Below are 12113 nucleotides of genomic sequence, written 5' to 3'. Positions count from 1 at the left end.
GAAGTAAACTCTTTACTTTCTGTAGTAAGCCAGATCGTCTTTATCGAATTTGCGAATAAAGTTGATATGTTTTTCTACTTCAGCCTCAGCATAACGTACGTATACCTGAGCCGATTCGGAGAACAGATCGCTCTTCGAAGCATCTTGAACCATCAGGTGCCCCATGATGATGTGGGCAGCCATTTCTACCAGACGGCGTGCGCAGAAGTCGAGCAGTTCCTGGTCTTTTGCTTCTGTGATTTGAGTCACGCAGGCTGCATATTTACTTGTCATACTTTTCAGGCGGTTCTGCAAGCCTTCCAGTTCTGGAGCTACCGGCATGTTCTCGTATTCTTGGATACGTGCCAGATAAGCACCGGTCGTTACGTAACGGATAGCAGCCACAACCTGCAACTGGGTGGTACCTTCGTAGATGGAAGTGATGCGTGAGTCACGATAGATACGTTCGCAGGCGTAATCTTTCATAAAACCCGAACCACCGTGAATCTGAATACAATCGTAAGCGTTCTGGTTGGCAAATTCACTGCCCATGCCCTTGCCCAGCGGAGTAAAGGCGTCAGCCAGTTTGGCGAATGTTTTCTGTTCGGCACGTTCTTCCGGAGTCAGTTTGCGCTCCTTGGCAATGTCGTCCAGTGCTTTGTAAATGTCTACAAAACGAGCTGTCTCGTACAACAGTGAACGGGAAGCATCCAGTTTAGCTTTCATCAAAGAGAGTATCTCGGCTACGGCAGGGAATTCGATGATTGCTTTGCCAAACTGTTTACGGTCTTTAGCATAAGCCAGAGCTTCATTGTAAGCTGCCTGTGACAAACCTACCGATTGTGCGGCAATGCCCAGGCGGGCACCGTTCATCAACGCCATTACGTATTTGATAAGACCCAGTTTACGGTCACCGCAAAGTTCGGCTTTGGCATTTTTATATACCAGCTCGCAAGTAGGGGAGCCTTTGATACCCATTTTGTTCTCGATGCGGCGTACGTTAACTCCGCCATTGCGCTTGTCGTAGATAAACATAGACAGACCGCGTCCGTCGTGTGTTCCTTCTTCCGAACGTGCCAATACGAGATGAATATCGGCATCACCGTTTGTGATAAAGCGTTTCACGCCGTTCAGATACCAGCATTGGTCTTTTTCACTGTAAGTGGCTTTCAGCATGACAGATTGTAGGTCGGAACCTGCATCCGGTTCGGTCAGGTCCATTGACATGGTTTCGCCTTGGCATACACGGGTGATGTAGCGCTGCTTCTGCTCTTCGTTGGCAAACTCGTAGATGGTTTCGGCACAGTCCTGTAGTCCCCAGAGGTTCTCGAAACCTGCATCACTGCGGCTCACGATATCGGCAGCCATGATGTATGGAGTGATTGGGAAGTTCAGACCTCCAAAGCGGCGGGGCATAGCCATACCCATCAGCCCGGCTTTACGGCAGGCATCCAGGTTCTGGGCAGTTCCGCTGGCATAAGTTACGCGGTTGTCGGCACAAACCGGACCTTCGTGATCGACGCCTTCTGCATTGGGAGCGATGATGTCGCCACAGATTTCCCCTACAATTTCCAGTACTTTATCGTAGCTGTCCATTGCATCTTCGAAGTCTACCGGAGCATAGTCGAATTTATCTTTATCAGCATAGTTGCGCTCTTTCAGCTCAACAATTCTCTTCATCAACGGATGGTTCAAGTGATGCTTGAGTTCCGGAGTATCTAAATAAAAGTTAGCCATTTCTTACTTACTGTTTTGTTTATAATACTTAATCATCTTCGGTACAACTTCTTCGATTGTTCCGTTGATCACATAGTCTGCAATCGTATTGATCGGAGCTGACGGATCGTTGTTGATGGAGATGATGATACCGCTTTCCTGCATACCGGCAATGTGCTGAATTTGTCCGGAGATACCGCAGGCAATATAGAGTTTCGGACGTACTGTAACACCGGTCTGGCCGATCTGACGGTCGTGGTCAACGAAGCCTGCATCTACAGCGGCACGGCTGGCGCCTACTTCTGCGTTTAACACCTTTGCGAGATCGAACAGCAAGTTGAAGTTTTCTTTCGAACCTACACCGTAACCGCCGGCAATGATGATCGGAGAACCTTTCAGGTTGTTCTTGGCTTTTTCTACGTGGCGTTCGATGACTTTTACCACATAGTCGGAATCAGCTACGTATTTCTTCACATCATGCTTGATGATTTCACCTTTGTAGTCGGCTGACAGAATGGCTTTTTTCATCACACCTTCGCGAACGGTTGCCATTTGGGGGCGGTGTTCGGGATTGACGATGGTAGCAACGATGTTACCTCCGAATGCCGGACGAATCTGGTAAAGTAGGTTTTTGTAAACCTTACCTTCTTTCTTATCTTCGTGGTCACCGATTTCCAGTGAGGTACAGTCCGCTGTCAATCCGCTGGTCAGAGCTGACGATACACGCGGACCGAGGTCACGACCGATCACGGTTGCACCCATCAGGCAGATTTGCGGCTGTTCTTCTTTGAACAGATTCACGAGGATTGAAGTGTGGGGAAGTGAAGTATAAGGATAGAGTCCTTCACCATCGAATACATGGAGTTTGTCTACTCCGTACGGGAGAATCTGTTTTTCAATATCTTTGAGACCGGTTCCGGCAACGACTGCTTCAAGCTGGCAGTTTAACTGATTGGCCAACGAGCGTCCTTTTGTCAGAAGTTCGAGGCTTACGTCTGCGACGATGCCGTCTTCTATTTCGCAATATACAAATAAGTTATTCATATCTTTTCTCTCCTCTTACCCTATAGTGTGGTTCTCCAACAGTTCAACAATCAGTTCTTCCACTTCACGGTCGCTGCCGCTGATGGTTTTACTCTCTTTCGCCTGGAACACGATGTTCTGGATAGCTTTTACCTTTGTCGGTGAACCGCTGAGGCCGCATTGTTTCAGATCACCATTTACGTCTGCTACACTCCATTCCACCAGGTTCAGGTAGTCGCGGGTGTCGTAAAGGTCGGTATAGTCCAGATTGCCCTGTTGCTTCTCGGTAACGGTTTTGGCATGTTTGTACTTCTGAACCAGCTTTGCATTGCGCGGGCGGCAGGGAGCTGCACTTCCGTTGACAGTGATGACGATGGGCAGCGGGCCTTCTACGGTTTCCACACCACCGTCAATGTGACGCTTCACGGTAATGCTTCCGTCACCTACTTTCAGGATTTCTTCCGCATACGTAATCTGGGTCAGTCCTAACTTTTCTGCAACCTGCGGTCCTACCTGTGCTGTATCTCCGTCGATGGCCTGACGACCGCCGATGATGATGTCATACCCACCGATCTTTTTGATGGCTGTTGCCAGAGCGTACGAAGTAGCCAGTGTATCAGCACCGGCAAAAGCACGGTCTGTCAGCAGATAACCATTGTCGGCACCACGGAAAAGTCCTTCACGAATAATGTCGGCTGCACGTCCCGGTCCCATGGTCAGGATGGTAACGGTAGAGCCTGGGTGGGCATCTTTCAGTCGGAGAGCCTGTTCAAGAGCGTTCAGGTCTTCGGGATTGAAGATGGCAGGGAGTGCCGCACGGTTAATGGTTCCGTCGGCTTTCATGGCATCTTTCCCAACGTTGCGTGTGTCGGGAACTTGTTTTGCCAATACAACAATTTTCAAACTCATGTTATTAATTTTAGTATTAGTATTTCTACAAGTTAGCAGCCAGTAGTCAGTAGTAAGGTTCTTGCTATTCACTATCCGGTTAACTATCAGCCTGCAAATTTAAGCAAACGCTTGGTTCTGACAAGAAATCCGTCTGAAAAATGCACAAGTTTAAAGATTCTGAGCAACTTGTTTGGTTCTTACGATCATGAATACCGGGTTATCGTCGGCTTTCAGATCTTTTAATTCGGGGATGTTTTTCAGCTCCGGATCTTCTTCTGCCAACTCCAGTATGTCACTTGCTTCCCAATAATACAATAAAACATCATCTGCCACACGCATTGCCGGGTAGAAAGGGACTTTGCCATACATATCGTTCTGTATCATTCCGTCTTTTACACCGAATAGCTGTCCTTTCTGTTTGTCGTACATAGCCAGGCGGGGAGCTTCCGACTTGTCCGTTACGTTCCATGAAGTATAAGGGATGAACAGGTATCCGGGCGTTTCCAATATATCCGGACGGAGATAGTTGGAAGCCGTTGTTTCATAAACGTTCCAGTTGCCGTCGAGAACTTCGAAGCGTTTCTCTTTGGGCAATTTATATTTTCCAAGTTGTAGGATATAGCGGGGCAGGAGTGTATCCGGACGGACGGTAAATACTGTGTCATTATAGTATTCTTTCATGCAAACCTGATTCTGGAACCGGTATAAATATTTGTCGCATTTTCCCCATAAATAGAGGTTTAGCCCGCTGGGAATGGTGAAACGGTCGTATTGGGGAAATGAAGTCAGTGTATCGCCTTTAGAGTCGATTATTAATAATCTGAAAAGCCTGTTTCCCGTATTGTTGTAAATGTAGGACGCGAAAGTGCTGTCGTTAAGTGCCGAAAATTGCCAGGCAAATGGAAACTTACATTCATTCATGAACTCTCCGTTGCCGGAATATGCCAGTAGTTTTCCATGGTCCATCAGGAATACTTGTTTGGAAACATCGTCTGTTGATATAAAACGAATACCGGTATATTCTCCGGGGCCTTGTCCCATCCGGGCAACTGTCCGGACAAATTTACCCTCGTCCGTGAACTGAAAGACCTGTTTTTGCGTAGGGATGTATAAGTTATGTCCGCAGAGTGTAATACTGTTTTTTATGATGGCCGGCAGTAAACATTGGTCGGTGGTTTCCAAAGGGATGATTTTCACTTCCCGGGCTATCTGGCTCAGAGTAACTGTTTGTTCCGTCCCGATTCCGGTTTCAAAAGAGAGAGTGATGGGAAATGTTGTTTCGGAGATTGGTTCTTGTGACGAAGAGGGTTTGTTGGTACATCCCAAGAAGAGTAAACCGGAGGAAAGGAGTAAGCTGAAAAGGGTTGTGTTCGTTCTCATAGTCTATGCTTTTTAGTAAATGGCATAAAACTACGTAATATTCGTAACTTAAATCAAGCCTGATAGTTAAACTATGTTATCCTTCAGTGCTATCCTTCTTATAAGGAATATATAAAAAGGGAAAAAGGGTTGAATAATGGAGGTATGCCTCAGATTTATAATTACTTCTGACATACCTCCGGAGTACTGTTGTTATTGGATTCCTATTTCTGCAAATCCCATAGTTTCTCCTTCTGTTACCATTTTGGTAGGTTTCAGAGAAAGGTATCGTGCTTTCACCGGAGTGAAGTAGACAGACTGTAGAATCGGATTGTTTTTGATGTTTGAAAATTCCCCTTTAGCTACTATCTGGTTTACCGCATTTGCTTCAGTACCTACAGATAGTTCATAAGAGGAGATCAATCCTTTGTTATATTCGCTTTGATCCGGCAGATAATGGAAAGAGGTAATTGTGCGTTCTTCTCCCAGATCGATCACCAGTGCGTCCCCTTCAACAAAAGCAGTGGTGCTCTTGTCTTTATCCATACATTTCTTAGTCTCCTCTTCGGATACTCCTACGAGTGTAAACGGATAACTTTTTAATTCTTTGGCCTCTACGGTGAATGTGTCGGGTGTCTCACCTGCATAATAAGCCTCTATGTTGTTGATGCAAAGGCAGGCGCGTGCATCCGTGAAGCGTATGCGGAGTTTGTCGGTCGAAATGGTTTCAAAGCGCAACAAGCGTTTGTAGCCCACGGTCGTAGTCTCTTCATTCAGTTTCACCGGTAGCCATTTTCCATCTTTATCATATTCCACTACGAATGATTTGACACGTTGTCCCAACGGAATATATTCCTGGATCATCATACGGTTGACCTTCTCCGTTTTGGGGAAGTCGAACTCAATATCTGCGGCAGTCACACCGTCATTGGTAGCCCAGTAAGTATCCCAACTTTCATCTGTTGCAGCTTTGGCTGAGAATTTTCCTCCACGTTCATCCGATACTTTTGGTTGGATACCTGCGAGCAGATTGTGCGCCAATTGTTTCTGTACATTCTTGTGGAAGTTAACTGCGTTGGCCGAGTCGATCGGATGGATCAGCCCGTCGCGGTCAACCGGGAAGTTAAGCAAGAGGGTCGCGTTGTGTCCCACACTCCGGTAATAAAGGTCCGTTAATTGGTCTACGGTTTTTACGCGGTTGTCTTCTTCCGGATGATAAAACCATCCCGGACGGATAGAGACATCACATTCTGCCGGTACCCATTGGTTACCGTCAGCGTGTCCGTATTGCAGTTCGCGATATTTCGGATAGCCCGGATACACTTCGCCCGCCCGCAGGAACGACCAGTTGGTAGCTCCGGCAAATCCGTTCTCGTTACCTACCCAGCGGCAACCGGGACCTCCGTCGGAGAAAACAATGGCCTGTGGTTGGAGTTTATCCAGTATTTCATAGATACGTGGATAGTTGTAGTAAGTCTTGCGGTCGATGGTACGGCTGTCTTTGGCTCCGCCATACCATCCGTCACCGCCGTTGGCACCGTCAAACCAAACCTCGAATACTTCGCCATAATTGGTCATCAACTCAGTCAGTTGTTTATGGAAATAATCTACATATTCCGGTGTACCGTAGTTAGCCTGGTGTCTGTCCCAGGGAGAAAGATAAACGGCGAATTTAATGCCGTATTTCTTACAGGCGGCTGCCAGTTCACCTACAATATCTCCTTTACCGTCCTTGTAAGGAGTGTTACGGATGCAATATTCTGTCAGTTCGGTAGGCCACAAGCAAAAGCCATCATGGTGTTTGGCGGTAAGGATTACTCCTTTCATACCCGATTCTACAAAGGTTTTCACCCATTGTTCGCAGTCCAGCTTGGATGGGTTGAACGTTTTCGGGTCCGAATCTCCGTATCCCCATTCACGGTCGTTGAAAGTGTTCAGGCCGAAGTGAACGAAAGCATACGTTTCCATTTTCTGCCATTCCACTTGTTTTTCTTCGGGAACAGGTAAGATAGCTTCGGGAGCTTTCACAGCAGGAGCACAAGCGCCAAGTAGGGTCAGGGCAGCTCCGGCATACAGTAGTTTGTTTATTTTCATGATATGTTAAAAGGGTTAATGATGCAAAGATAAAAAAATCCCCGGAAACTCGTTCCGGGGATTAACTAAAAAGCAATTATTCCCATCCCGGATTTTGCGGGAGAAGGTTCTCGTTTCTCTGAAGTTCCCCGGTCGGTATCGGCCTCAGGTAAAGCCTGTCATTCCAGGTGCGGCTTTTGCCTGCTTCATAAGAGTAGTCGGCATTGGTATAGGCAGGATATACGACTGCGTACTTGCCTTCCTTATAAGGTTCACGTTTTCCGACATATGTCTTCACATTATCACATATTTTTCCGGCTTTCCAACGGGCCAGGTCGTCCCAGCGGAATCCTTCACCAGCCAACTCAATGCGGCGTTCGCGGCGGATTTCCTGTAATAGCGGGCTAAGGCTGTATCCCCAGGCGGGCCAGTTCGGATCGGTGAAACCTACTTCCATAGTCAGGTGAGGCATACCTGCACGGTCGCGCAATACATTGATGGTCTTGTTCAAGTCCGCTTGTGTAATCGTACCCAATTCGGCTTTAGCCTCTGCGTTGATCAACAAGGTTTCTGCATAACGATAGGCGATGCCGTCATAAGTATTGTTGTTTGCCTCAAAGGCTTTATCTGTCGGAATAAGGTATTTGATGGACTTATATCCGGTCAGGCAGTATTGCGAAATGAAATCTTCTTCCTTTTCAACATACGTACTGTCGTTGGTGGCCACAGTCACCCGTGTAGGGAAGTCCCAGGTCAGGATGGTCTGCTTCAGGCGTGGGTCGCGGTCGGTAGTTTCATCCTTCATATTGTCATCCCCTTTATATTGGTCGTTTCCTGTAATGGGTTTACCGTTGAGACACAGATAACTTTCTACAAAGTCTTTTGAAAAGCCGGTATTGGCTTCGGACAACGTACGGCTCATACCGTGTTTTCTTTTGCCATCCAGATAGATCACCGGTAAGATAGCCTCTTTCAGGTTTGTTTTGTCTTCCATTACAAATACGTCGTAATAGTCTTTTTCCGGATGTCCGGTGTTATAGATCTCGTATTTGCCGGTTGCCATGATTGCATCTGTTTCGTCGGCTGCCATTTTCAGCAGGCGGTCTGCTTTGTCTGCCCATCCCAATTCGGTGTGATATTTATAATATGTACCTTCGTGCAGACAAGTCCTGGCTTTCAACTGGCGTGCTACATCTTTTCCGATGCGTCCGGTAGCCGGTTTCTCGGGTAACCATTGGATGGCAAAATCAAATTCTTCAATGATTTTATCCATCACTTCATACCGTTTCAGTTTCGGTCCGTAAAGAATATCCGTATCACCCGTGCCCAGGTCTTTATCCAGCCAGGGGATATCGCCGAACGTTCTCATCAATCCGGCATATTGCATCGCTTTGAAGAAGCGGACTTCTGCTACATACTGGTTGATTTCCGACTCCTTGCCGCTTACCGTCTGATAGTGGGTCAGGAAGTAGTTTACCAGCCGGATCGGCTGCCATCCGCCTTTGCTCCAGTTACACCAGCTTGCTGCCTCTGCGGGGGTGCTCAACTGATTCCAGAAGAACTGGGGGATGCTGTTAGGTACTTGATTGTCGCTCTCACCGTCTGCTATTGAGGTTACACCTCCGGGGAGGTAACTATAGAATTGATTGGCATATGTTTCCAAATCTCCTGTGGTATTCCAGAAGGTTTTGTCATTGATTGCTTCCGGGGCTCTTTCCAGGAAACCGTCGTTACAGCCCGATAGGGCGAGTGTTGCCACTCCTATATAGAATAAATATTTGATTTTCATAAGATGCTTTGTATTAGAATGTGAGATTTAAACCAACAGATAATGATCTTTGCATCGGATATTTGTATGGGTTATCCAATTCCGGATCAAGTCCGTCGGGCGTGTCTGAAATAGTGAAAAGGTTTTCACCGGTAAAGTAGATACGTATCTTTTCGATCGAAGCTTTCTTGGTCAATACTTTAGGTAATGTATAACCAATGCTGAGCGATTTCAGACGACAGTAAGAAGCGTCAACCAGATAGCGTGTCTGGGTCTGATTGATGGCCGAACCACCATTGAAGCGAGCGCGTGGGAAGTAGGCTCCGGTGTTCTCTTCAGTCCAGTAATCGTTGTTGTAGGCTGAAGGTACTTGCCATTCGCTTCCGTAATGGCTGCGGAATGAAGTGCCCGGCAGATAGAGGTCACGTTTGCCTACACCCTGGAAGAAGATACCCAAGTCGAAGCCTTTCCAATCGGCTCCCAGATTGATGCCGTAATGATAACGCGGAGTGCTGTTACCGATAATTTTCATATCGCCCGGATTATCAACAGTGTTGTCACCCCAGTCAATAACGCCATCGTTGTTGCGGTCTACAAAACGGATGTCACCCGGCATCAGTTTGATACCTCCTGATACTTTATCCTGATTGGCGGCTCCGGCTATTTCTTGTTCGGACTGGAATAAGCCATAGGTTTCATAACCCCAGATTTCTCCTTGTTTCTGTCCCACATACCAGTTGCCCAGTTCTTTTGATTTATTATCGAACTTGGTAACTTCCGATTGATAGTCGGACAGATTGAATCCGACTGTGTAGTGGAACCCACTTGCCAACTGGTCGTTCCAGCTGATTTCAAATTCCCAACCTTTCGTTAATGATTCGGCTGCATTTTCCTGAGGTTCGTTGGCACCCAGGATACCCGGCAGGATTTTACCTGCGGCAAGAATATCCGATGTACGTCTCTGATAATAGTCGAAAGCACCTTTCAACCGGTTGTTCAGGAAGTTGAAGTCAAGTCCCAGGTCCCATTGTGTTACGGTCTCCCAAGTGATGGACGAGCTGACAAGTCCACCCGGAACCACATACTGCGGTTGGTTGCTGCCCATAATCCAACTGGTCTGTCCGGTACTGTAATTAGAGAGATAAGCATACCATCCATTGTCGAGTGCCTGATTGCCTAAGCTACCATAAGAACCTCTGATTTTCAATTCGTCAAAGAAACTGTTTGTCCAGTTCTTGAACCAGCTTTCATTGGATAGCCTCCAGGCTGCCGAGAAAGAAGGATTGAACACGGCACGGTCGTGTTTGGGGAATTTGGAAGAGAGGTCGTAACGGCCGTTTACTTCAAGTAAATAACGATCGTCATATCCGTAGTTGATGCGGAAGAAGCCGCTTCGGGTAGCCCAGGAGTTGTCATAGCTACCTACCCAACGGTCGCCTGTGGCGTAGCTCAATGAACCCAAGTCATTTGAGATCAGTTGTTCGCGTCCGGCATTGAATCCGGTCGTGTGCTTGCTTTCCTGATTGTAACCGATCATTCCCTTCAGGTAATGTTTGCCCAATGTCTTTTCATAATCGCCGAAAAAGTTGAAAGCATTGTAGGTATCGTTAGCTTGTGACTGGGACACAGAGTTTGGATTGGTCCATGCAAAAGTTTGCAGGAATTGTCCGTTGGCTCCATATTCGTCGAATGACTTCATGTGTACCTTATTATTCTCACTATAGTAATTGAACGTATAGTCCATGTTGATGCTCATACCTTTAATAGGAGTCAGCTTCATCGTGATCGTGTTCCAAAGGTCATTTTTGTTGGTTTGCCGGTTACCGCCGTCTTCAAGAATGGCAGGGAAGTTGGTAAAGTCGCCCTGTCCGGCCCAATTTCCGTCCGGGTGTTTCACCGGCATGATAGGACGCGTATCACCTCCCATAAAATTATCGCCATGCACGTTGTCCTGATTCAATCCTGTCAGCTTGGTGCGGTTGAAGCTTGTTTTCATGGAGAGGTGCAACCATTCGTTTATGTCATAGTTGATGTTGTTCATCACGTTGAACTTCTTGAACTGTTCGTTACCGAAACGAATTAGAGATCCTTGGTCGGTATATCCTAAAGAAGTGTAATAGGTAGCCTTCTTACCGCCGCCACTGATATTGACATTGTACTTCTGGACAGGATAATTCTTCTTATACAACTCTTTCATCCAGTTGGTGTTACCGGCATACGTGTATTTGGTGCCGTTTTTACTGATACTCGGATCTGAGTGGATAAATACCGGAGAGTTGTTTGCCGGATCTTTATAGTAAGCTTCAATGTGCTGCATCCATTCAGCATCGAAATAGTCTCGTCCCACTGTGTTTTGCTGTGCGGTGTTCATCCAGGTAGCATATTGCATGGAGTTCATATAGGTGGGGCGGGTAGTAGGTCCGTTGAAAGAAACCGAAGCATCGAATGATACTTGTGTCGGCTGGTCCTTGCGTCCTCCTTTGGTTGTAATCAATACAACGCCATAAGCCGCACGTGCACCATAGATAGATGCGGAGGCGGCATCCTTCAGTACGGAGACACTTTGCACGTCTTGCGGGTTAATGAGGTTCGGGTCCATTTCCACGCCATCAACCAATACCAGCGGTGAACTTCCACTCATGGCAGTGGTACCACGGATATTGAAACTTGAACCTTCGCCCGGACGACCACTGGTGGTTACGTTTAAGTTGGGGATAGCACCTTGCAAACCCTGTCCGAGATTGACAATCGGGCGGTCTTCCAGCACCTTACTGTCCACAGCTGATACGGCTCCGGTCAGGTTGGCTTTTTTCACGGTGGCATAACCAACGACTACCACCTCTTCCAATGCCTTGCTGTCTTCAGCAAGCTTCACTTGAATGGGCTTTCCGGTATAAGGAATTTCCTGTGTGACATATCCGATGTAAGATATTACAATAATATCTCCTTTTTTCACGCCATCCAACGAGAATTTACCTTCTAAATTTGTGATGACGCCGTTAGTCGTGCCTTTTACCATGACACTGGCACCAATAACCGGGCCCATTGCATCTTCAACCGTTCCTGTTACTTTCTCTTGAGTAACTTCAGGAACCAATGCTTCTGTGGCTTGCGTTGCATACGAATAAGCTGGGAAGCTTAGTGCACCGGCGAGCAAGAGCAGAGTAACTTGTCTAGTGATTTTTAACATAACAATTTTGTTTTAGATTAATAATAAAGGTTTTGTTCGGTTCTTTTACATTTCACTTTCTCCATTCATCTGCCTTTCCTTTTTCTTTAAAATAGGATTAGTTCTAACAGAACT

General features: G+C 46.8%; 7 protein-coding genes. All 7 read right to left on the bottom strand.

Annotation, left to right across the window (positions count from 1 at the left end; genetic code table 11):
* Positions 1-12 precede the first annotated feature (12 nt).
* Positions 13-1716 carry an acyl-CoA dehydrogenase family protein gene (locus JZY04_RS17515; RefSeq protein WP_122143465.1) on the bottom strand — a complete coding sequence of 568 codons (1704 nt, stop codon included), beginning with the start codon at positions 1714-1716 and terminating at the stop codon, positions 13-15.
* 3 nt (positions 1717-1719) lie between these two features.
* Entirely contained in the window at positions 1720-2739 is a 1020-nt protein-coding gene (locus tag JZY04_RS17510) for an electron transfer flavoprotein subunit alpha/FixB family protein (protein WP_122143466.1), read from the bottom strand.
* Between the two features lie 15 nt (positions 2740-2754).
* A complete protein-coding gene (locus tag JZY04_RS17505; protein ID WP_005780764.1) occupies positions 2755-3627 on the bottom strand; it encodes an electron transfer flavoprotein subunit beta/FixA family protein in 873 nt (290 codons plus the stop codon).
* 150 nt (positions 3628-3777) lie between these two features.
* Positions 3778-4989, bottom strand: a complete 1212-nt coding sequence (locus JZY04_RS17500) for a 6-bladed beta-propeller (protein WP_122143467.1) — start codon at positions 4987-4989, stop codon at positions 3778-3780.
* A 192-nt stretch (positions 4990-5181) separates the two neighbouring features.
* Positions 5182-7062 carry an alpha-L-fucosidase gene (locus tag JZY04_RS17495; protein WP_122143468.1) on the bottom strand — a complete coding sequence of 627 codons (1881 nt, stop codon included), beginning with the start codon at positions 7060-7062 and terminating at the stop codon, positions 5182-5184.
* Between the two features lie 76 nt (positions 7063-7138).
* Entirely contained in the window at positions 7139-8830 is a 1692-nt protein-coding gene (locus JZY04_RS17490; protein WP_122143469.1) for a RagB/SusD family nutrient uptake outer membrane protein, read from the bottom strand.
* Between the two features lie 13 nt (positions 8831-8843).
* The gene (locus tag JZY04_RS17485) at positions 8844-11999 is read right to left on the bottom strand and encodes a TonB-dependent receptor (protein ID WP_122143470.1); all 3156 of its coding nucleotides are present in this window, start codon (positions 11997-11999) and stop codon (positions 8844-8846) included.
* Positions 12000-12113: the final 114 nt, after the last annotated feature.

It is taken from the genome of Bacteroides sp. 11BF, from assembly GCF_019633765.1.
In the GTDB taxonomy this organism is placed as follows: domain Bacteria; phylum Bacteroidota; class Bacteroidia; order Bacteroidales; family Bacteroidaceae; genus Bacteroides; species Bacteroides hominis.
The sequence above is the reverse complement of the archived record's forward strand: the minus strand, read 5'-3'. Positions and strand labels throughout refer to the sequence as shown.